The 21792-nt window shown below is 67.7% G+C and carries 23 protein-coding genes; 12 read left to right on the forward strand and 11 right to left on the reverse strand.

Features of this window, described 5'->3' with window-relative positions; genetic code table 11:
- Positions 1–111: 111 nt before the first annotated feature.
- The 4 genes from FA89_RS04915 to FA89_RS04930 form a co-directional block, all read right to left on the reverse strand.
- Positions 112–1131: a LacI family DNA-binding transcriptional regulator gene (locus FA89_RS04915; protein WP_036138777.1), complete on the reverse strand. Its 1020-nt coding sequence runs from the start codon at positions 1129–1131 to the stop codon at positions 112–114.
- Positions 1132–1399: 268 nt separating this feature from the next.
- Positions 1400–2959, reverse strand: a complete 1560-nt coding sequence (locus FA89_RS04920; RefSeq protein WP_036138779.1) for a PepSY-associated TM helix domain-containing protein — start codon at positions 2957–2959, stop codon at positions 1400–1402.
- Positions 2960–2963: 4 nt separating this feature from the next.
- Positions 2964–3227: a hypothetical protein gene (locus FA89_RS04925; protein WP_036138780.1), complete on the reverse strand. Its 264-nt coding sequence runs from the start codon at positions 3225–3227 to the stop codon at positions 2964–2966.
- Entirely contained in the window at positions 3227–3496 is a 270-nt protein-coding gene (locus FA89_RS04930; protein ID WP_036138783.1) for a hypothetical protein, read from the reverse strand. The genes FA89_RS04925 and FA89_RS04930 overlap by 1 nt, the downstream gene beginning before the upstream one ends.
- Before the next feature lie 369 nt (positions 3497–3865).
- Here FA89_RS04930 and FA89_RS04935 point away from each other — a divergent pair, with 369 nt between their 5' ends.
- Positions 3866–4300: an SPFH domain-containing protein gene (locus FA89_RS04935; RefSeq protein ID WP_051938541.1), complete on the forward strand. Its 435-nt coding sequence runs from the start codon at positions 3866–3868 to the stop codon at positions 4298–4300.
- A gap of 7 nt (positions 4301–4307) precedes the next feature.
- On the opposite strand, the gene FA89_RS19095 is transcribed toward FA89_RS04935, so the two are convergent.
- Positions 4308–5510, reverse strand: a complete 1203-nt coding sequence (locus FA89_RS19095; RefSeq protein WP_051938542.1) for a restriction endonuclease — start codon at positions 5508–5510, stop codon at positions 4308–4310.
- Positions 5511–5625: 115 nt separating this feature from the next.
- Between FA89_RS19095 and rsmG the strand changes: the two genes are divergently transcribed.
- The 6 genes from rsmG to FA89_RS04970 all read left to right on the forward strand — a co-directional run bounded on the left by rsmG (position 5626) and on the right by FA89_RS04970 (position 10145).
- The gene (gene rsmG, locus FA89_RS04945; RefSeq protein ID WP_036138786.1) at positions 5626–6255 is read left to right on the forward strand and encodes a 16S rRNA (guanine(527)-N(7))-methyltransferase RsmG; all 630 of its coding nucleotides are present in this window, start codon (positions 5626–5628) and stop codon (positions 6253–6255) included.
- A 72-nt stretch (positions 6256–6327) separates the two neighbouring features.
- A complete protein-coding gene (locus tag FA89_RS04950; protein WP_036138789.1) occupies positions 6328–7170 on the forward strand; it encodes a ParA family protein in 843 nt (280 codons plus the stop codon).
- A gap of 9 nt (positions 7171–7179) precedes the next feature.
- Positions 7180–8055 carry a ParB/RepB/Spo0J family partition protein gene (locus tag FA89_RS04955; protein ID WP_036138791.1) on the forward strand — a complete coding sequence of 292 codons (876 nt, stop codon included), beginning with the start codon at positions 7180–7182 and terminating at the stop codon, positions 8053–8055.
- Positions 8056–8079: 24 nt separating this feature from the next.
- Positions 8080–8613: a sigma-70 family RNA polymerase sigma factor gene (locus tag FA89_RS04960; protein ID WP_036138792.1), complete on the forward strand. Its 534-nt coding sequence runs from the start codon at positions 8080–8082 to the stop codon at positions 8611–8613.
- Entirely contained in the window at positions 8610–9347 is a 738-nt protein-coding gene (locus FA89_RS19100; protein ID WP_051938543.1) for a DUF3379 family protein, read from the forward strand. Before FA89_RS04960 ends, FA89_RS19100 begins: the two co-directional genes overlap by 4 nt.
- 81 nt (positions 9348–9428) lie before the next feature.
- The gene (locus FA89_RS04970; RefSeq protein ID WP_036138793.1) at positions 9429–10145 is read left to right on the forward strand and encodes a glycosyltransferase; all 717 of its coding nucleotides are present in this window, start codon (positions 9429–9431) and stop codon (positions 10143–10145) included.
- 300 nt (positions 10146–10445) lie between these two features.
- Here the strand turns inward: FA89_RS04970 and FA89_RS04975 are convergent, their stop codons facing one another.
- Together FA89_RS04975 and FA89_RS04980 are read right to left on the reverse strand one after the other, a co-directional pair.
- A complete protein-coding gene (locus tag FA89_RS04975; protein WP_051938544.1) occupies positions 10446–11426 on the reverse strand; it encodes a patatin-like phospholipase family protein in 981 nt (326 codons plus the stop codon).
- Between the two features lie 13 nt (positions 11427–11439).
- The gene (locus tag FA89_RS04980; protein ID WP_036138794.1) at positions 11440–12432 is read right to left on the reverse strand and encodes a helix-turn-helix transcriptional regulator; all 993 of its coding nucleotides are present in this window, start codon (positions 12430–12432) and stop codon (positions 11440–11442) included.
- Between the two features lie 194 nt (positions 12433–12626).
- On the opposite strand from FA89_RS04980, the gene FA89_RS04985 reads away from it, so the two are divergent.
- Positions 12627–13553, forward strand: coding sequence for a hypothetical protein (locus tag FA89_RS04985; RefSeq protein ID WP_051938545.1), 927 nt, complete (start codon positions 12627–12629; stop codon positions 13551–13553).
- Positions 13554–13638: 85 nt separating this feature from the next.
- Entirely contained in the window at positions 13639–14517 is an 879-nt protein-coding gene (locus FA89_RS04990) for a DUF481 domain-containing protein (protein WP_036138796.1), read from the forward strand.
- A 28-nt stretch (positions 14518–14545) separates the two neighbouring features.
- Here FA89_RS04990 and hemC read toward each other — a convergent pair whose 3' ends face one another.
- Together hemC and FA89_RS05000 are read right to left on the reverse strand one after the other, a co-directional pair.
- The gene (gene hemC / locus FA89_RS04995) at positions 14546–15466 is read right to left on the reverse strand and encodes a hydroxymethylbilane synthase (protein WP_036138797.1); all 921 of its coding nucleotides are present in this window, start codon (positions 15464–15466) and stop codon (positions 14546–14548) included.
- Between the two features lie 86 nt (positions 15467–15552).
- Positions 15553–16269: a LytR/AlgR family response regulator transcription factor gene (locus FA89_RS05000; protein WP_036138800.1), complete on the reverse strand. Its 717-nt coding sequence runs from the start codon at positions 16267–16269 to the stop codon at positions 15553–15555.
- Positions 16270–16435: 166 nt separating this feature from the next.
- Between FA89_RS05000 and FA89_RS05005 the strand changes: the two genes are divergently transcribed.
- Positions 16436–17500 carry a hypothetical protein gene (locus tag FA89_RS05005; RefSeq protein WP_185754228.1) on the forward strand — a complete coding sequence of 355 codons (1065 nt, stop codon included), beginning with the start codon at positions 16436–16438 and terminating at the stop codon, positions 17498–17500.
- Positions 17501–17574: 74 nt separating this feature from the next.
- The gene (locus tag FA89_RS05010) at positions 17575–18636 is read left to right on the forward strand and encodes a hypothetical protein (RefSeq protein WP_051938546.1); all 1062 of its coding nucleotides are present in this window, start codon (positions 17575–17577) and stop codon (positions 18634–18636) included.
- Here FA89_RS05010 and FA89_RS05015 read toward each other — a convergent pair.
- Entirely contained in the window at positions 18620–19702 is a 1083-nt protein-coding gene (locus FA89_RS05015; protein ID WP_036138802.1) for a sensor histidine kinase, read from the reverse strand. The genes FA89_RS05010 and FA89_RS05015 overlap by 17 nt on opposite strands.
- Before the next feature lie 40 nt (positions 19703–19742).
- Positions 19743–20408, reverse strand: a complete 666-nt coding sequence (locus tag FA89_RS05020; RefSeq protein WP_036138804.1) for an alpha/beta hydrolase — start codon at positions 20406–20408, stop codon at positions 19743–19745.
- Positions 20409–20583: 175 nt separating this feature from the next.
- Here FA89_RS05020 and FA89_RS05025 point away from each other — a divergent pair, with 175 nt between their 5' ends.
- The gene (locus tag FA89_RS05025; RefSeq protein ID WP_185754229.1) at positions 20584–21666 is read left to right on the forward strand and encodes a hypothetical protein; all 1083 of its coding nucleotides are present in this window, start codon (positions 20584–20586) and stop codon (positions 21664–21666) included.
- The last annotated feature ends 126 nt before the right edge of the window (positions 21667–21792 follow it).

Here is a 21792-nt window from a genome sequence, read left to right on the forward strand (position 1 = left end):
TGTAAGGCGCCGGTGCCGCAAGGCGGACCGGCAATCGTGCTGTGAGTCCTGCTGTGTCGCCGTCCTGATACATCCAGCCACGACCCGGCAAGCCGTGTAGCGATGGGCCGGTCAGGCCCTTCGTCTTAGCGTGTCGTTACCGCCGCAGGAGGCACGGACGACCAGTTCGGTACCGACGACACGCGGCTCGGGCGTGGCATCGTCGGGTGCTTCGATCATGCCGGCGAGGCGTGCCAGCGCCGCTTCGCCCAACTCGGCGATGCGGATGCGCACGGTGGTCAGCGGCGGTGAGACGTAACGCGCCATGGGGATATCGTCGAAGCCGGCCACGGCGATGTCCTCGGGCGTGCGCACCCGCGCTTCGGCCAGGGCGGACAGGCAGCCGATGGCCATCATGTCGTTGGCGGCGAAGATCGCATCCGGGCGCGGCACCATGGCCAGCGCCTGCTTGCCGGCGCGGTAGCCGGATTCCTCGGTGAAGTCGCCCGGCAGGATGGCGGCCCGGTCGCCCAGGCCTGCCGCAGCCAGCGCGGTGCGGTAACCACGGCAGCGCTCCTGCACGTCGTGGTTCACCTCCGGGCCGGCGATGAACACGATGCGCTTCCGGCCCAGGCCGAGCAGGTGCTCGACCATCGCCTTCGCGCCGCCGAAGTCGTCCACGTCCAGCGAGGCCTGCCGCTGGGAGCGGACATGGCTGTTGATGAGAACGGTGGGGACCACGACGGGCAGGTTTTCTTCCAGGAACGCCTCGTCCGCATGCGGCGACATCACCAGCAGGCCGTCCACGCGGCCCTGCATGGAGCGCAGGGCGATGGCCGCCTCGGTGGCGTCGCCGTGGGAACTGGACACCAGCAGGTAGAGGCCACGGGCGCGCGCGGCCAGGTCGATGCCACGGATCAGTTCGGACCAGAACGCGCCGTGCAGGTCGGGCAGCAGGGCACCGATGGTCTGCGTGCGCCGGGTGATCAGGCTGCGGGCACCGCTATGCGGGACATAGCGCAGGCGAGCAGCCACGTCACGGATACGTTTTTGCGTTTCCGCCGTGACGCCACTGTGTCCATTGAGCGCGCGCGAAACCGATGCCACCGATACGTTGGCCATCCTCGCGACGTCTTTGATCGTCACACTCACGTCGTTCCTACCCTCTACCCCTGCCCCTTGAGGGGCTGACGGCGCGGAACGTAAACGTTTTCATAGCACCTTGTAAAGCCTGAGAAATCAACTGCTTGCTGCGGTGCGACAGGAAACGATTACGTTAGCAATACCACTATGTGAAGGTGGTCAGAAAATCCCGTCAAGACAAGCGCTTGACTGGTACGCAAGGCATTGCGGCGTTGCAACATGGGGATGCCGGCCGAGCACGGCGATTGTTAATAACTGTCGAGTTTAGTAACGCGCGTTACGTCGACGCCCACACGCTGCAAGGATCACCCTTTACCGCGCGCTGACGGGTCGCCAGAGCGAGCCAGGCGAAGCCCACGCCCATGGCGATAGAGACGATGTCCAGGCCGAGCACGGCATAGCGTCCCTCGGCCAGTGTGCGCAGCAGCCGCTCCCCGTGGAGCACCATGTCCAGTGCGCCCACCGCGATGCTGACGGCTGCGGTAGCCGCCAGCAACTCGACCGCCGCCCTGGCGGGCCGGCGCCAGAACGTCCACAGGAGCGCCAGCGCGAACGTCCCGAAGCACACGGGCTGGACGATGTCCGTGCCCTCGGCGCCCGCCGCGGACCCGAGCAGGTTGCCGAGGAAGGTGCAGGAAATCGCGAAGCACGCGCCGATGCACACCCCGACCGTGGCGGTCGCCATGGCGCGCACCTTCAACGGCTGGTCGGCCTGGCGCCGCTTGCGGCGGGTCTCGATGTACAGCAGGTTGCCGGAATAGAAGAGGAAGGCACCGGCCAGTCCGAGCAGGAAATACAGCCAGCGCAGCGACAGTGAACCGAACGTGCCGAAGTGCAGGCCGAAGATGGCGGCATAGGTCGCGTGATTGGCATCGCGTGCGCCGCTGACCTGGACCTTCAGCACCCTTCCGTCCACAGCATCCAACGACACCATGCCGTACTCGCCCAGCGTTTTTGTGGACGTGCCACGCACCTCGGCGGCCGCACCCGCGTGCCCGTAATGCACGTAGCGCATGTAGTCGGGCTCGAAATCCGCGGCGCCGGCCGCCAGGGCCGCCTGGCGGGCGCGCGCGCCGAGTTCGGCAGGGGTCAGCATGACGGCGCTGCCACCGCCGTCCCGGGTCTCGGGCAGCGCGCTGGTCATGCGCTCGAATGCGCCCATCAGCTTGCCGTCGAAGGCCACGGTGTTGAAGGCCACCAGCATCACCAGGGTGAGGCACAAAAGCGCCCCGGTGATGGCGAAGATGATGTGGAAGGGCAGGCTGAGGATGCCGATGACGTTGTGTGCGTCCTGCCAGAGCCGCTTCAGGTTGTGCCCGGGGCGCAAGGCGAACAGCTCGCGAACCAGGTTGGGCAGGTGGATCAGCACGCCCGTGAGCAGGGCCAGGCCGTAGATGACGCTGACCACGCCCATCAGGTAGATGCCGATCTTCGGGATACCCAGGTCGTAATGCAGCTCGTAGATGAAGTCGGCCAGGCCGTGCTCGTGGTCTTCGGCGTCGCGCGCGACGCTGTCGTCCAGCGATTGCGTATGCCAGCTGCCGTCCTTCTCCATCCAGTAAGCGGCCACCTCGTGCGACGGATGGTCCGCTGGATAGGTGACGCCGATGCTTGCGCGTGCCGCCGGGTGTTTCGCGACGATGTCGTCCAGCATGCGGTGGGCCCGGTCCATGGTGTCCGCGCGGGCCATCTCGGCACGGGGCATGGCCCAGGTGTCGATCTCGTCGTGGAACATGGTCAGCGCGCCCGCGTAGAACGCGATGAACAGTGCGAAGCCCGCCAGCAGGCCAGTCCAGGTGTGCACGAGGGTAAAGGTGCGGAGCGTGTTGGCTTTCATCGTCTCAGAGCCCCGGCAACGTGTGCTTGGCCGCCCACAGCGCGCCGAAGGCGACAAGGTTGGCGATCGCCAGCCAGCCCCAGGCATGTCGGCCGCTGCGGAACAGATAGGTGGCGGCCATGATCCCGATCCACAGCGGGAAGAAAGCCATCATCACGGGCAGCGTCACCGCTTCGCTGGAGCCAGGCCATACCCAGATGACCAGGGCGATGACTGCCATCGACAGTGTCAGGCCCAGCAGGATGCCGGCGAATGTCTTGGCGAGCATCAGCGCGGCTTCCGGGGAGCGGCCGGGCGCAGCATCCAGGTGATGTACGGCCACGCCACCGCGCCAAGCATGAGCGCGGTCAAGGCGGAGAAGACGCCCGGCAACGAGGTCTCCGAGCCGATCCAGGCCATGAGCGCCAGGGCGGCGAATGCCCATCCGGCCACGCGGGCGGCCCGGCCGAGGGGACGGGTCAGCAGGCGCTGGTTGCGCGAGCACAGATAGGCGAAGGCCATGGCGAGCAGCGCCGCCAGGCAACCGAGGAGATTCATGAAGCGGACACCGGGCAAGTTACTGATTGATAATTATTATCATTTGGGAGTGAGCGGTCAACGCGACTGGCGATTACCGCGCCGTCCCGTACGGGGCGATCAATCCGCCGGGCGCCTGCCCGTAGGAAACATCTCAAAGCGGTGTCGACGGGCGCGACCTCGCCCGTCCACCGATGCCGACCCACTGGTCACGTTTCGACCACTGCTCAAGTTTTAACCAAACCGTCCGCTAACTGAACATGGGTGTTTGGTGAAACTAGCGTTAACCCAACCCGTTAAATTAGAATTAACACCCTACCGATCATCGCCCTGGCCCATGTGCTTACGCGATGCGACAGGAAAAGCCGATAAACGATTGATGTAGATATCATGTTGACCACGACCCTCATCGCCACGACCCTGATTGCCTTCGCTTTCGCAGCGGCTTCGGTCAGGCGTATTCCCGAGGGTCAGGTCTACAGCGTGCGTCGCCTGGGCCGCTCGCCCTCGCTGCTCACCGCCGGTACGCATGTGGTCCTGCCGATGATCGATCGCGTCTCGCATAAGATCGACCTCGGCGGCCAGGTGCTGCGTTTCGAGGGCGGCACGGTCTATTGGCAGGTCCTGGAGCCGGAAGCCGCCGACGAAGTGATCGACGATGCCCCTGAGCTGATCCGCAGCAATGTGGTGGCCGCGCTGCGTGATTCCTCCACGGCGCACCAGGTCGACCGCCGGGCCTTCGGCACCCAACTCAAGCATGCCGTCAACGGCTCGCTGCGCTCGCGCGGCATGTTGGTGACCCGCGTGGAACTCGACGCCGCCTGATCCACGATCAGGGCCGGTTGGTCCGCAGGATGACCTTCATCGCCTCGGGCGACACCTCCCCGCGCGATGCATGCACGGCATCCGCCGGCTCGGCCGGCGAGGCCTCGCCGTCATCGGTGCCACCCTCGCGCCCTGCCCGTCGCTGTTTCCACGCGGCGAACTCCGCGTCGCTCATGTTGCCGGACCGGTAAATCACAGGATATCTCGTGGCAGCGTCCGTGGCGATGTTCGCCGTTTTGCCGTCGGCCACCGCGGATGCGATAGCCGTAGATGCGCGGTCGGACGTGGGGCCCTGAGCGGCCGGCGCTTGCGTCGCACGTGGGGCGACGGGTCGATGCCTGGCGGCGATGGCGTCGTGGTTGCGGCGCCTCCCGCCCGCGTCGTGCCTCGGCCCGACCGCGTCATCGGATGCCGGTCCCCCCTGCCCTGGTGCCGCCGGCACTGCGGACGGCCCCGGTGCGGTCGATGCGGATGACATACCGGCGGCCCCGGATCCATCGGTACCCTGGTCGCGCCAGCGGATTCCCAGGAAACCCAGTGCCGCCACGCCCGTCAGTAGACATCCGACGGCGGCCAATCGCGGCAGTCCCGGACTCGTTTTGCGCGTGGCCACCGGCAGACGTGTGCGCTGCCCAACGGTGACACGCTGCGGGCCCCCGGGCGCGGGCGTACGCGGGCCGCGGGCTGGCACGCCGCCCGACGGGGCCATCTGCGCGAGCTCGCCTGGCAGCGCTATGGGAGCGGTTGCGGCAGGAGCGATCAAGGCAGAAGCGGGCTCGGCAGGCACCGCGCCGAGCATGCGGCGAAGTGATGCTCCGTCGATCAGGCTCAACTCGGGAAACCGGGACGCTTTTCGGACCGCCTCCGGGGTGAACTCACCGCTGGTAACGAAGACGGCGCCATCGGCCGGGTCGTCCGAATCGCCCTTGATCAAGGCGGCCAGCTGCATGACCGGGTTGTAGGGCACCTGGTAAGCCTTCGCATGCTTGCACTGGACCAGGAGTCGCCTGCCGTTGCGCCGGACCACCAGATCCACCCCGCCATCGGTGTGGCCGCGTGCCGCGGTACCCCGATGGTCGACCGTGTAGCCCTGGGCGGCATACCACGCGGCAACGAGATGCTCGAACTGCTCCCAGGAAAGTCGTGAGACGGCATCGTCGTAGACGACGGACACACGCTTGCCGCCCCATGGTTTCCCTGTGCGCTTCATCGTCGCTCCCTGTCGTATGGAGGGGGATGATAAGCCGGACGGCGCTGCCTTGAGAACGCTGGCGGGCAAGCGCCATGCCTTCCATACTTGCGGTTTCCCGACGTCCCGGTGCCGCATGACCACCCGCGAAGCCCTGCAATCCCGACTCGAACGCGGCATCGCCGCCCTGGGCATTGCGCTGCCCGACGACGCGGTCGGCCGCCTGCTGGACTATCGGGAACTGCTCGAACGCTGGAACACGGCCTATAACCTCACCGCCGTGCGCGACGCGGACGAGATGGTGACGCGGCATCTGCTCGACTCGCTGGCCGTGGTCCCCTTCGTCCAGGGTCGCACGCTGGCCGATCTGGGCACCGGGCCGGGGCTGCCAGGCATTCCGCTGGCCATCGCCGAGCCGGCGCGCGAGGTGCTGATGGTGGACTCCAACGGCAAGAAGGTCCGCTTCCTCCGCGAAGCGATCCGCTCGCTGAAGCTCGGCAACGGTCGTGCCCTGCAGAGCCGTGTCGAGGAGGTGGAAGGGAGCTTCGAATGCATCACGGCACGCGCCTTCGCCAGCCTGGCCGACATGCTCGGCTGGGGCGGCCACCTGCTGGCGCCCGGCGGCGTATGGCTGGCGATGAAGGGCAAGCACCCGGGGGACGAACTGGCCGGCGTGCCGGCCGGATTCACGGTGGAAGCCATCCATGCCTTGAGCGTGCCCGATGTCGAGGGCGAGCGGCATCTGGTCGTTATACGACGCGGCTGACGTCACCTAGGGCGAACCGCCCGTCGATGCTACGCTAACGCCCTTTCCGCGCACGGCAGCAAACGACAGCCCATGGCCCGCATTATCGCAGTCGCCAACCAGAAGGGCGGCGTTGGCAAGACCACCACTTCCGTCAATCTCGCCGCGGCCCTGGCCGCCGCGAAGCGCAAGGTGCTGCTCGTCGACCTGGACCCGCAGGGCAACGCGACCATGGCTTCGGGCGTGGACAAGTACAACACCAAGCCCAACGGCTGCGAAGTGTTGCTCGACGAGGCGCCCATCGCCGACGTGCTGGTCCGTACCGAGGCGGCGTTCGACCTGTTGCCGGGCAATGGCGACCTCACCGCCGCCGAGCTGAAGCTGATGGACGGCATGGCGCGCGAGCACCGCCTGAAGGATCAGCTGGCCAAGGTGGCCGACCGCTACGACAGCATCATCATCGACTGCCCGCCGTCCCTGCACCTCCTCACGCTCAACGCGTTGACGGCCGCCGATGGCGTGCTGATCCCGGTGCAGTGCGAATATTTCGCGCTGGAAGGGCTGTCGAGCCTGCTCGATACCATCTCTGCGGTACGCCAGCGCCTCAACCCTCAACTGGAGGTCGAAGGCCTGCTGCGCACCATGTACGACGTGCGCAACAACCTCGGCAACGAGGTCTCGGCACAGCTCACCCAGCATTTCGGCGACCAGGTGCTGCGCTCGATCATCCCGCGCAACGTGCGCCTGGCCGAGGCGCCCAGCCACGGCCAGCCGATCCACCTGTACGATCGCGGCTCGCGTGGCGCCATCGCGTATATCGGCCTGGCCGGCGAGATCATCCGCCGCGACCGGGCCCGCGCCGCTGCCGCGAGTGGCGACACGGCCGTGGAGCCGGGCGACGAAGCGGCGCCCGATGCCGCCACGACCACTTCTTGAGGACGACCCATGGCAGCATCTAAGAAACGAGGTCTGGGCCGTGGCCTGGATGCCCTGCTCGGTGGCGGTGGCGGTCCGGACGCCGCGCCCTCCGTGATCGAGCAGGAAGGCGAGCTGCGCCTTCTGCCCATCCAGCAGATCCAGGCCGGCAAGTACCAGCCGCGCAGGCACTGGAACGATGAAGCCCTGGACGAACTGGCCGCCTCGATCAAGGCCCAGGGCCTGATCCAGCCGGTGGTCGTCCGCGCCATCGGCAAGAACAGCTATGAGTTGATCGCGGGTGAGCGGCGCTGGCGCGCGGCCCAGCGCGCCTCCATGAGCGAGATTCCCGCGCTGGTCAAGGACGTGCCCGAGCAGTCCGTGCTGGCCATGGCGCTGATCGAGAACATCCAGCGCCAGGAACTGACCCCGCTGGAGGAAGCCCAGGCGCTGCAGCGGCTGATCGACGAATTCGACCTCACCCACCAGCAGGCCGCCGATGCCGTGGGCCGCTCGCGCGCCGCCGTGTCCAACCTGCTGCGTCTGACCGAGCTTCCCGAATCGATCAAGCAGCTGCTGGACGAGGGCAAGCTGGAAATGGGCCATGCCCGTGCTTTGCTCACCCTGCCGGCCACCGTCGCCGAACCGCTGGCGCTGGAAGCCGCCCGTCGCGGGTGGACCGTGCGCGAGCTGGAGGAAGCCGCACGCCGGGCCCAGCTGGCGCCCAAGGGCAAGGCCAAGGCGGGCGGCGCGGCTGATCCGAACATCGCCAACCTGGAGCGTGAGCTGGCCGAGCGCTTCGCCACGCGGGTGGAACTGGCTCACGGGCGCGGTGGCAAGGGCAAGCTGGTGATCCACTACCACAGCCTGGACGAGCTGGACGGCATCCTGAGCAAGGTCCGCTGAGCGGACTGCTGAAAGGAAGTACGCATGCCGCCGGTCCATAAGGACGTGAACCCGAAGCAGCGCCAGTACGAAGCCATGGTGCGCGCCCTGTCGGCCGACCTTTACCGGTTCGCCTTCTGGCTGTCGCGCTCTGAAACCGTCGCCCAGGATCTGGTCCAGGAGACCTTCCTGCGCGCGTGGAAAAACCTCGACGCCTTGCGCGATGCCGAGTCCGCCAAGCCGTGGCTGATCACCATCCTGCGCCGCGAGCATGCCCGGCTTTACGAGCGCAAACGTTTCGACACGGTGGAGCTCGACGACAGCGTCGCCGAGGACGCCGCCTTCGCCAGCCCCGAACGCAGTGGCGATGCCGCCCAGGTCCGCGACGCCATGCTGAAACTGCCCGAGAAATACCGTGAACCCCTGGCCATGCAGGTGCTGGGCGGCATGAGCTGCGAGGAAATCGCCGAGGCGACCCACCAGCAGCCTGGTGCTGTTATGACCCAGCTGTTCCGCGCGCGCCAGCGGCTCAAGGCGATGCTGGGTGGACGCGCCGCCGCCGACGGAGGCCGCGCATGAACTGCCTCGAGTTCCGCCGCCGGATCACCGCCGAGCCGCGCTCGCGCGATGCCGCCCTGCTGGCGCACAGGGATGCCTGCCAGGAGGGCTGCGCGCCGTTCTGGCAGCGCGCGCAGCGCTTCGAGGACGACATGGAAACCGCGTTGTCCGCGATCTCCGTGCCCGACGGCCTGGCCGACCGCATCCTGCTCGCCCAGGCCACGCAGGAGCGGCGCCGTCAGGTGGGCCATCGCCGTGCCTGGATGGCCATGGCCGCCTCCGTGCTGATCGCCTTCGGTGGCGTGGGCCTGCTATGGCGGTATACGGATGCCCACTCGTTGCCCGCCCTGGCGGTCGCGCACATGCCGGGTGAGATGGATGCGCTGGCGATGACCCGGCCGATCACCGATGCCCAGGTCGAAGCCGGCTTCGTGGGGCGCGCCACGCGGCTCAGGGGGCCGGCACCCGCCGGCGTCACCTACGTGCACGACTGCACGGTGGGCCCGTATCCGGCCGTGCACCTGGTCACCCGGATGAACGACGAGCCCGTCGTCGCCCTCTATATGCCCGCGATGAAGACGGGTTCCCCGGAGGAGTTCCATCGCGACGGCTGGGACGGTCGGCAGATCGCCCTGGCCGGCGGCACGCTGATCGTGATGGCGCAGGGCGCCAGCCGCGGCACCATGGACGCGGTGGCACGCGGCTGGCAGCAAGCTATCGAGGGGCCGGTCGCCCCGGTCGTCGGACAGATCTGAACGAACGGCCGCCCTCGCGGCCCCATGCGGCGCCCGTTGCGCGATAATGCCGGCCCGAATCCACCAGCCCACGGAAACGCGATGACCGACCTCGCCGTGGTCGTGCCCGTCTTCAACGAGCGCGACAACATCCCGCCCCTCCTCGCCGAGATCGCTTCGGCGCTGCGCGGCCGGGTCGACTTCGAGATCATCTACGTCGACGACGACAGCACCGACGACAGCGTCGCCGTGCTCACCGCCGCGCGTGCGCAGTACCCGGAGCTGCGGATCATCCGCCACCTGACCCGCAGCGGTCAGAGCACCGCGGTATGGAACGGCGTCCGTGCCGCGCGCGCACCTTGGGTCGCCACGCTGGACGGCGACGGCCAGAACGATCCGGCCGATATCCCCAAGCTGCTGGACGCGCGCGCGGGCGCCGGCCCGGAACTCAAACTGTTCGCCGGCTGGCGCGTCACCCGCCGCGACAGCTTCAACAAGCGCATCTCGTCGAAGGTGGCCAACGCGGTGCGCTCGCGCATGCTCCAGGACAGCACGCCCGATACCGGCTGCGGCCTGAAGCTGTTCGAACGCGAGACCTTCATGCGCCTGCCCTACTTCGACCACATGCACCGCTACCTGCCGGCGCTGGTCAAGCGTGCCGGCTTCGCCAGCCAGAGCGTGCCCGTGGGCCACCGCCCGCGCACCGCCGGCACCTCGAAGTACGGCATGCTGGACCGCCTCTGGGTCGGCCTGGCCGACCTCCGCGGCGTGGCCTGGCTCATGCGCCGCGCCAAAGTCACCCGCACACAAGAGGTGTAGGAGCGCACGTTGTGCGCGATGCCTCTGCCTATGCATCGACGAAAGAAGCCATGCGCCCCCAAAGGCAAAGGCGTTTCCGTGACCCCAACGAAGCGCCCTCCTTCACGGCAACGCTGCAGACGCAGCCGAACGTAAAAAAAGAACGTGGTCGTGTGTGTAAGAGAAACGGCGGTTTCGAGGGTGGAAAAAGAGCCGAGGATGGGGGGGCGGAAACGCCTTTGCTTTGGGGGCGCTTGGCTTCCCTCGCCTTACCTGCGTAGACGGATCGCGCACATCGTGCGCTCCTACAGGCACCGGTACCTACGCAGAGGGATCGCGCACAGCGTGCAGGTTTTTTTGGATCTGGCGGGGTTGCCAGGTGTCCAGCATCTGTTGGGTGCGTAGGCGGCCCAGTTCGATCAGTTCGCGGGCGCGGTAGAACTCGTACACCGTGGAGACGTTGCGCGGTATCTCGATCAGCAGGTCGGGCGGATAAGCGGCCAGCCGCAGGCGCGACAGGTTGGCCTGCATCAGGTCCATCGACTGGGTCATCAGGTCGAAGGCACCGGGGTCCTTGAGCTTGGGCTTGCCTTCGCCGACCGGCATTCCACGGCGACCGAACAGTCGGCCCAGCCGCGCGCTGTAACCGTCGTCGGCCCCGGCCGTCACGTTCTTCTCCGGCGGCTGCTGCATCTCGGCCGCGCCGTCCACGCTCACCGCGATGACGTAATCGACGTCCTCACGCATCAGCGGCAGCACCGGCAGCGGGTTGAGCAGCGCGCCGTCCACCAGGCGCCGGCCTTCGTGGGTATAGGGACGGAACAGGGTGGGGATGGCGATAGAGGCACGGATCGCGTCGAACAGTGGCCCCCGGGTCAGCCAGACCTCGCGCTCACGGTCGATGTCCGTGGCCACGGCCGTATAGGCGATCGGCAGTTCCTCGATGTTGACCTCGCCGATCAGTTCGCGCAGCGCGGCCATGATCCGGTCGCCCTTGATGAAACCACCGCCGGAAAAGCTCCAGTCGACCAGGCGCAGCACGTCGAAACGCGCCAGGGTGGAGACCCAGTCGCGGTAGATATCCAGCTTGCCCATGCCGTAGATGCCGCCGATCAGCGCGCCCATCGACGTGCCGGCGATGGCGACGATCTCGAAACCCCGTTGCTCAAGGACCTCGATGGCGCCGATGTGGGCGAGTCCCTTGGCCGCCCCCGCCCCCAGGGCCAGGGCGACGCGCGGCTTGCGCGGTTCAGCGAGCGTGGCGGGCAGTGCGCCGGTCTCGGCAATATCGAAATCGCTCATGGACCGCGCGCGCTCAGTGGGAGTGGTTCGAACCGTTCTGGTAACCGGACAGCGCCAGTTGCAGCAGGATCTTCATTTCCTCGCGCAGTGGCAGCGGCGCGACGATTTCAGCGTCGGGGCCGTACTTCAGCACGTCCATCAGCAACTCGCGCGAGTTGGAGTAAGGCACCTTGAGCTCGTAGCGGCCATCGCCCAGCCACTCGCCCTTCTGCTGGGAGTGCCAGTGTTCGTCGGCCACCCAGCGCGCGGCGTGCGAGGAGAAACGGATGGTAGCCCAGGCCTTGGGCTTGCCGGCGAAGATGCCGTAGCTGGAGGCGAGCAGGTCGTTGAGCTCGGCGTCTTCCACATCCCTGGCCGGGGCATCCAGCGCCTGCGGCTCGGCGATGCGATCCACGGCGAAGCTGCGCAGGGCCTCGCGGTCGTGGTCCCACACGTCCAGGTACCAGTTGTCGCGGTAATGGGTGAGGCGCTGAGGCGAGACGGTCCGCTTGGTGTCGGAATTGGTGGTGCGCGCGCGGTAGCGGAAGCTGACCTGGCGCCGCTCCAGCGTGGCGCCGGCGACGATCCGGAACACCTGCTGGTCCATCGTGCGCGCGCCCCAGGAGATCACCCGGATGCGATCCACCGGCAGTGCCTTGCCGCTGCCGTGGTCGGACAGCAGGCGCTCGATGCGGGCCTTGAACGGGGCGAGCGCACCGGCGAGTACGCCCGGATCGGAACGGCCGATCAACTCGTTCAACGCCATCAGCGCCGCCAGCTCGTCGCTGGTCAGCCACAGGCCGGGTAGTTCGAAGGAATCGCCTTCGTCCGCCTCGTAACGGAAGGAGGCCTGGTCGCCGGCGACGCTTTGCACCGGGGCACCCAGGGCATCGCGCAGGAAGGCCACATCTCGATAGAGCGTGGCGCGCGAGCACTCCAGTTCGTCCATCAACCGGGACAGGGGCACCGGGTAATGCGCGGACTTCAGCAGGCGGTGCAGGGTAAGAATGCGCTCGTAGCGGTCCATGGGTGTCGCCGGCAGGAGGAGCGTGGGGAAGTGTGTCCGCGCAGGCGTGACGCCTGTATCTACGCGGGCCAAGCATGGCGGCGCCCGGCGCCGTCCGCAAGGGAGTCTCGCCCACCGCGCGACCGTGGGTTTGCGCCCGGGACGATAAGGCGCAAAAATGTGCCTTTGCGATTCGCCGAAGGCCTTTTTCGACCATGGCGGAACCCAACGACGCCGCCGTCGCGCTGGACCCTCTGGGCCGGCATGACGAAACCACGCCCGCGCGCAGCCTGTTCTCCACCCCCGTGGTGGTGATCCAGGCCTGCACGGCGGCGGGCTATGGCCTGTGGATGGTGCTCGGCACCGCCCTGGCGCTGGGTCTGTACCCCGACGGCCGCGGCGAGGTCCTGGTGCCGCTGTCGATCGGCCTGGTGCTGGTCAGCCTGGGCCTGGTGTCCACCTGCCTGCGCCTGCCCTTCGCCCCCGAGTGGCACGGCTGGAATCCGGTGAAGCGGATGATGCCCACGCCCGAGGGCATGGTGGCGATGGCCAACTACCTGCCCATGCTGGCGCTGGCCGGCCTGGCCCGGGGCGGCAACGACTTCTGGGCCACCCGCCTCGCTGGTGCGGCCCTCATGCTCTGCAGCCTGGCCACCCTGGTCTACACGGCCCGCGGTGTGTCGCGTCACCTGCCGCCGTCTGTGGCCTCGGTGGCCAACGCACTGCCGCTGGGTCGTACCGTCTCCGCCCTGTTCGCCGGCGGGCTTTGGTTCTGGTTGTGCGTGGCCCTGCAGACCGAGATGCCGATCAATCCGCTCAACCCCTGGCGACTCGCCCTGCTTGCCGTGGCGCTGGCGCTGGGTGTCGTAGAGGGCATGCGCTGGCGCGCGCTGCGGCAACTGGCGGAGGAGCGCGGTGCCGTGCACCGCCTTGAAACCGGGCGCACCGCGGTCTCCCTGCTGGCCTGGCGCTTCGCCGTGGCGGCGCTGTCCGTGGGGTTGCCGTGCGTGTTGCTGGTATCGCACCCGGCCGGACACCTGTTGCCCGTCGCGGCGGGTCTGGCCGCGTTAAGCTGCGTTATCGGTCAATGTCTCGAACAGCGGCTGTACGGTCGGGCCTATGTTTACTGGGTGAACGACTGACCTCGCAGCGAGGCGCGTTCCACCCGGCCTGGCCATCCAGACGGCCGCGGTTCCTTCGGTTTTCCATTCCATCTACGGGTCGACGATGAAACAACTCCTTCTCGCCACGCTCGTCCTTGCCGCGCTGCCGCTCGCCGCGTCGGCCCAGGACGCCACTGCCAACCCCACCTCGACGCCGGACCAGAATGCCGACGCCTCGAAGAACGGCGGCTGGACCGGCTCCGGCGAATTCGGCTTCGCGTCCTCGCGCGGCAACTCGCGGTCGGAAAACGCCAATGCCAAGCTCGGTTTCAACCAGGAAAACGAGCTGTGGAAGAACAACTTCTACCTCAACGGCCTGCGCTCCAAGGGTGAGGTCACGGTGGACGACCAGCAGGGCAACCCCATCGACAAATTCAGCACCACCGCCAACCGCTACGACACCGGCGCCTCGGTGGGCTACAAGTTCGACCCGCGCAGCTACGTGGTCACGGCCGCCCGCTACGAGCACGACGATTTCGGCGCCAACCTGTGGCAGGGCATCATCTCGGTGGGCTACGGCTACATCGCCCTGAAGAACGAGCGTGCGGAGCTCTCCTTCGAAATCGGTCCCGGTTTCAAGCGCTACCAGCCCGCGAAGACCACCCGGCAGGCCACCAACCCCGACGGCACGCCGGCTTTCGAGCCCGGCGGCGTCGTGCCCCTGGAAGAAACCTACAAGCCCGATGCCGAAAGCGAAGTGGTCGGCCGCAGCCTGATCAACGCCAAGTACCGCATTACCGACAACACGGCGGTGGAAGACACGCTGCTGGTGGAAGCGGGCTCGAAGAACCAGTACTACCAGAACGACATCGGCCTCTCGGTCAGCATGACCAAGAAGCTGGCGCTGAAGATCGGTTACCAGATCCGCTACAACAGCGACACGCTGCCCGGCACGGTCAGCACCGACAAGCTGACCACGACCAACCTCGTCTACAACTTCTGACGGCGCCGGAGCGCGGCCTGCCGCGCTCCTACCGCTGCGGCTGAAGCAGGGCGGCAGCGCCCTGGTCGAGCAGCATGGCGGCCACCTGGTGACCCAGGGTCACGGGATCGTCGGTGGTGCTGTCGGCCTGGGCGTGCAGCAGTTCGCCGGTCAACGCGTCGCCCACCATCCCATGCAGGGTCAGGCCGTACTCGGCCACGACGCACCACGCGCCGATGGCGACGGCACAGCTGCCACCCAGGCGTTCGTTCATGGCGCGCTCGGCGTTCACCGCCAGCAAGGTGTCGGGGTCGGTCAGGGCGCCCAGCAGTCCGGCCACCCGTGCATCGCCCAGGCGCGATTCCACGGCGATGGCGCCCTGCCCGGGTGCGGGCAGCCAGTCGGGGCTGGCCAGCCGCGTGGTGATGCGATGGGCCATACCCAGGCGCTCCACGCCCGCGCAGGCCAGGATGATCGCGTCGTAGTGGCCTTCGTCCAGTTTCGCCAGCCGCGTGTTGACGTTGCCGCGAAGGTCGAGCAGTTGCAGGTCGCCCCGTACCGCGCGCAGCTGGGCCTGCCGGCGCAGCGACGAGGTGCCCACGCGCGCGCCGTTGGGCAGGTCGGCCAGCGTCGCGTAGTGGTTGCTGATGAAGGCGTCGGCCGCATCCGCGCGCGGCAGGATGGCCGACAACTCGAAACCCGGCTCCAGCGCAGCCGGCACGTCCTTGAGCGAATGCACCGCGATGTCCGCGCGGCCGTCCTGCATCGCCACTTCCAGCTCCTTGAGGAACAGGCCCTTGCCGCCGATGGTGGCCAGCGAGCGGTCGAGGATCTCGTCGCCGCGCGTGGACAGCGGCACCAGCTCCACCACGAGTCCCGGGTGCGCCTGACGCAGGAGGCCGGCCACGTGTTCGGCCTGCCACAGGGCCAGAGCGCTCTTGCGCGTGGCGATACGAAGCGGTGGGGTCATGGGGTCCTGGCGGCGGCTCGGGCGAAACGGTGATTGTCCCGCAAACCGCCGTCGCGTGCAGCGCGACGGGGTGTCACGCCGGATGCTCAGCCGTCGTCGGCTCGCAGCAACTGGCGCACGGCGGGCAGGTTGCGCCGGCTGACTTCCGGGGTCACCTCCGTGCCCGCCAGACGCGCCAGCACGCGCCCGTCGGCCAGCGACTTCAGGCCCAGCAGGCGCGTGCGCGGCACCAGGCAGTTGCGATGCAGGCGGACCAGGCGGTCGGGGTGCGCGATCTCCAGCTGGCGCAGCGACTCGTCGATCAGCCACATGCCCGTCGCGTGGTGCACCTCGACGTATTTGTCGTCGGCAAGCAGGTACAGCACATCGCCCAGTGCTACCCGTACTTCATCGTTGCCGCTGCGTGCGCGTAGCCAGGCCCCGCGCGTGGGTGGCGATGCCTGGGGGCGGCGCGCGGCGGCGCGGTCCAGCGCGTCGCCCAGTCGCTCGGCGCGCACCGGCTTGAGCAGGTAGTCGGTGGCGCCGAGATCGAAGGCGCTCACGGCGTGCTGTTCGTAGGCGGTACAGAAGATCACCTGAGGCCGGTTGGCCATGGCCGCCAGCTGCCGGGCCACGGCCGTGCCGGACAGGCCGGGCATCTCCACGTCCAGCAGCACCACGTCGGGCCGCAGCGCCAGGCAGGCGTCGAGCGTGGCATCGCCGTCGGCGGACTCGCCGACGATCTCGACCTCGCCACGCGCCGCCAGCAACACCCTCAGGCGCGCACGGGCCAGCGGCTCGTCATCGGCGATCAGGACGCGCATGCACCGGGCTCCGGGTGGAAAGCGTCGATGCTATCAGCGTCGCCGGCGACGCACGTGATCGGCAGGCAGGTGCGGGAGTGAGACGCGGGTCACGGTGTGGGCAGGCCCGGCCCGCGTTGTTCTCCTGGAGAGGGGACACATCACGCTACCTATCCGAGGATTCACCATGATATCGAGCAAGCGTAGTCCTTCCACGCGATCGGCCTGTCGTGCCGTATCGCTGGCCGTCGTCGGCGTGCTTGCTGTCGCCGCGGCGACAGTGCAAGCGCAAGCGGGCACGCCTTCCATCCCGGCGCAGGCCCAGGCCCAGGCGTCCGCCCGCTGGCACGACACGCTTACCGTCCAGGGTCCTCCTGACGCGGGCTGCTACAGCGCGTCGTTCCCCAGCGCCATATGGACGCCTGAACGGTGCGCGCCGCCACCGAAGCACGTGTCGCCGCCCGTCCATAAGGTCGTGGACTCCCGTACGGGCCGGGTCATCCTGCAAGCCGTCGCACCCACCACCGGCAACGGCAACGATTATGCCGCGCAGACGAACGGTCTTACCCGCAGCGCCGTGGGTAGCTTCCCCTCGGTGACGGGCGTGAGCGGCGGCGGCACGCAGCCCTACACGCTGCAGATCAACACGACAACGGGCAGCAATCCGGCAGCGTGTCCCCAGTACGGCTATTCATCGTGCAGTACCTGGCAGCAGTTCCTCTACGACACCGGCGATGGCGAAGGCGCTTCGGTCTATATCCAGGACTGGCTGTACGTAGGCAGTGCCTCTGAGTACGCCAGCAAGGGTTGCCCGGCGGACTGGACGCCCTACACGGACGACCAGGCCTGCTATCGCAACAGCGATGCGATAGCCGTCGGCTACATCCCGCTCGCCAGCCTCGGCAGCATGCGCCTCAGCGGTGTCGCCAACCAGAACGGCAGGGATGTCGTCACGCTGACCGTGAACGGGAAGGCATTCACGGCCTCGCAGCCGGCGACCACGCTCGACATCGCCAGGATATGGAAACAGTCGGAGTTCAACGTCTTCGGTTACGGCGGGGACAAACCGCTGGTGACGTTCAATCCGGGCTCCACGGTGAACGTGCGCCTGAACGTCGTCGACGGTAGCACCAACGCACCGAGCTGCCTGCAGAACGCCGGTACGACCTTCGAGCAGAACAACCTCACGCTGGGTAGCTGCACGGCTTCGGGCGGCGCGTCTCCGGGCATCCAGTTCAGCGAGTCCAACTAACGACAGGGTCAGTCACCGTTCCTGCCTGCGCAGGGCCGGTGCCATCACGCCATACCACTTCCTGAGGAACCACCATGATCTCGAGCAAGAACCACCACGCTGCGCCGACCGTTCGTCGGGCCCTGTTGATCGCCATCGTCAGCGGCTCCCCCTTCGCCGCCATGGCGCAGGCGCCCGTCGATACCGTGGCCGTCGAAGCCCGGGCACAGGCCATGACGCACTGGCATGACACGCTGATCGCCCAAGGCCCGCCGAGTACCGGCTGCTATCGCGCCTCGTTTCCCAGCTATGCATGGACCGCCGAAGCGTGCGCTCCGCCGCCGAAGCGTATGTTTCCGTCGGGTCACAGGGCGACACGCGACACGCGGGCCGGGCAGGTGACGCAGGCGGCCGTCCAACCGCTGGACGCAGGCAACGGCGTCGACTATGCCGCACAGACCACAGGCCTGACGCGCAGCGCCGTGGGCAGTTTCCCGACGGTGAGCGGTGTCGACAGCGGCGGCTCGCAGACCTACACCTTGCAGATGAACACCACCTCCGCAAGCAATCCGGGTGCATGCACGCAATACGGCTTTTCCACCTGCGAGACCTGGCAGCAGTTCATCTACGACACCAACGACGGCAGCGCCACCGGCATCGGCATCTACATGCAGGACTGGTTCTACGTCGGCAGCGCATCGGAGTACAAGAGCAAGGGGTGCCCGGATGGCTGGGGTGCCTATGCGGAACAGCAAGCGTGCTATCGCAACAGCAAGGAAGTGGCGCTGGCCTACGTGCCCCTTTCCAGCCTCGGCAGCGTACGCCTGGCCGGCGCCGCCAACCAGAACGGCAAGGACGTGGTGACGTTCACCGTCAACGGCACCGTGCATGCCGTGTCCCAGCCCGCCAGCACGCTCAACATCGGCAAGATCTGGAAAGAGACGGAGTTCAACGTCATCGGGGGAACGCCTCCCGCCGTGTCGTTCAACTCGGGATCCCACGTGAACGTGCGCCTTGACGTGGTCGACGGCACCACCAACGCGCCGGCCTGCCTGGCCAACGCCGGCACGACGGCGGAAACGAACAACCTCAACCTCGGTCCGTGCACCGCCGCCGGCGGCACGTCACCGAATATCCAGTTCAGCGAGTCCAACTAGCGCGGCGGGGAAGCAACCGCTGACCGGGCTCCGGGAGGAACACCGTGACGACGAACCTGTCGTCATGGCGTTCCGTGCGTACGCTGGCGCGTTGTCCGAAATGGTGGGCCACCCGCTCGCGGACATTGCGCAACCCGTGCCCCGTGCCGGGGTTGGCGGACGACCCGGGCAACGTGTTTTCGATGACGATTTCCACCCCGCCGGGCACGCGATGCCCGGCGAGGCGAATGCGCCCGCCATGGCGGCTGGGCTGGATACCGTGGCGGACCGCATTTTCCACCAGCGGTTGCAGCAACAGGCGTGGCAGCGGCAGGTCGACCGGGACATCGATGGCGCGTTCGACGTGCAGGCGGTCGCCCAGGCGCAGCGCTTCGATATCCAGGTAGCGATCCACCAGCATCCACTCCTCGCCCAGCGTACCGAGGGACTCGTGATCGGTGCCCAGCGCCGCGCGGAACAGTTCGGCCAGGTTTTCCACCGTGCGCTCGGCGGCGTCCGGATCGACCCGGATCAGGGCGGCCACCGCGTTCATGCTGTTGAACAGGAAATGGGGCCGGATGCGCGCCTGCAAGGCGGCGACCTGCGCCTGCGCGGCGGCGGCCACGCGCACCTGCCACTGCGCCACCACGTAGAAATAGCGAAGCAGCCCCGCCCCGAGCAGGCCGGTGGCGATGCTGGCATCACGGACGAAGCGCACGCGGGAGACCGGGGTCATGCCGGTGTGGATGCTGTGGTCCACCCAGCCGATCACCGCGGCGCTCACGCCGACGAGCAGCACCAGCAGCAGCCACACGGCGGCATACGGCAGCAGGCCGGGCAGCCGTTGCATCCAGGGGGTCAGCTTGCACAGGGCCACGGTCAGCAGCACCGCCAGCCAGCTGGTGAAGAGCACCGCCGTGCCGTAGTCGCCGAGGTCGCCCCGGCTGCCGGGCGCCAGCCACATCAGCGTGACGGTGAGCGCACCGACCACCAGCAACGCGAACAGCACCGGCAGGCTGCAGAAATCGGGCAGCGGCGCCGATGGCGGGCGCGGAACCGGGGCGGTGTCGTCGGAAGCGGCGGACATGCCGGGAGTATGCCGGAAGGTCCGCCGCTCTCGCGTGGCTTCAGCGGGCGACGAAGCGCTGCCCCAGCCAGGCACGAATGTCCGCGATCTCCGGCAGGCTGACCTGGTGGGCCATGGGGTAGCTGTGCCACTCCACGTGGTGGCCCAGTGCTTCGAGCGCCTGTCGCGAGTGTTCGGCCAGTGCCATCGGCACGACGGAGTCGGCGCTACCGTGGCCCCAGAAAAGGGGCGTGGAGCGGTTCGCGTCGCTGCGTTCCGCTTCCAGCGTATCCGCCAGGGGCAGGTAGGCCGACAGAACGAGCAGGCCGGCCAGCGCCTCTCCGTGGCGCAGGCCGGCGCAGAGGGTCATGGCGCCGCCCTGCGAGAAACCGGCAAGGATGATGTGGTCGGCCGGCACCCCGCGCTCGACCTCACGTGCGATCAGCGCATCCACCTCGTGGATCGACGCATGGATGCCCTCGGCATCCTGTTTATCCGCGATGGACACGCCCTTGATGTCGTACCACGCCCGCATCGGCACGCCGTTGTTCACCGTGACCGGGCGCACCGGGGCGTGCGGGAAGACGAAGCGGATGGGGGGCCAGGACGGATCGACCAGCTCGGGCACGATGGGCGCGAAGTCGTTGCCATCGGCGCCGAGCCCGTGCAGCCAGAGGACCGTCCAGGTGGGCGACGGGCCGGTTTCCTTCTCGACAGTGGGGAGCATGGCGTGTTTCCGGATTCGAAGGCCCCCGATGCTACCAGTCGCCTCCGGGGCAGGACATGCGCTGCCTGGCACGCACGAAAGTGTGACGCAGTTCACGGGGTGGACGCCTCCGGCTCCCGTTTCAGGAGAAGGGGAAAGACCAGGGCAACCTTTTATTCGCTAGTGAGGACTCATCATGCTTTCGAGCAATCGCTTCTGTGCGACGCCGTTCATCCGCCGTGCGCTGCTGGCCGCCATCGTTGCCGGCCTTCCCGGCGCTGCCGCGTTCGCGCAGCCGGCTACCGACCAAATGGCCGCACAGGCCCATGCCCAGGCCGTCGCCGGCTGGCACGACAACCTCACCGCGCAGGGCGCGCCCAGCACCGGCTGCTACCGCGCCTCGTTCCCCAGCAACACGTGGACGGCCGAACAGTGCGCGCCGCCGCCGAAGCTCATGTCGGCCGCCATCCTGACCGCTGCCACGAAGGCGGCCGTCGCGGCGCACAAGGGTCGTGTCACCCCGCAGGCCGCGACGAGCGGCACCCTCACCACCGGCAACGGCAACGACTACGCCGCGAAGACCAGCGGCTTCACGAAAACCGCGGTGGGTACGTTCCCGACGGTGACCGGCGTCAACAGCGGCGGCTCGCAGAACTATTCGTTGCAGATCAACACCGACATCGGCAGCAACCCGACCACCTGCAGCCAGTTCGGCTACAGCAGCTGCCAGACCTGGGAGCAGTTCATCTATGCCACCGACGATGGCAACGGCCCCGTCGCGTTCATCCAGAACTGGTTCTTCGCCGGTAGCGATTCCGAATACAACAGCCAGGGTTGCCCGTCGGGCTGGAACGCCTACCCGGACCAGGACGCCTGCTACAGGAACAGCAACGCCGTGTCGGTGAGCTACGTGCCGCTTGCCAACCTCGCCAGCATCCGGCTGACCGGTGCGGCCAACCAGAGCGGCAAGGACAGCGTGACCTTCACCATCAACGGCACGGCCCACACGGTGTCCGAATCGGCCACCACGCTTAACATCGGCAAGATCTGGAAGCAGTCCGAGTTCAACATCTTCGGCAACGATTCGTCGCAGCCCCTGGTGTCGTTCAACCGTGGCTCGAAGTTGAACGTGCGTGTCGGCGTGACGGACGGTAGCACCAGCGCGCCCACCTGCCTGTCGGGTGCCGGTACGACGTTCGAGCAGAACAACCTGGCACTCGGTTCCTGCACGGCCTCCGGCGGCTCGTCGCCGGCGATCCAGTTCAGCGAATCCAACTAAAGCCGCATGCGTAAACAGCGCGGGTCGCGCCGAGGTTGACAGCCTCGCGCGACCCGCGCTGAATACGGGGTCCACGGAGGGGATGCCACACGCATGCCGTTGCGACCCAGGGGACGTCCGTTTTGC

This window comes from Luteibacter sp. 9135, from assembly GCF_000745005.1.
GTDB lineage: Bacteria > Pseudomonadota > Gammaproteobacteria > Xanthomonadales > Rhodanobacteraceae > Luteibacter.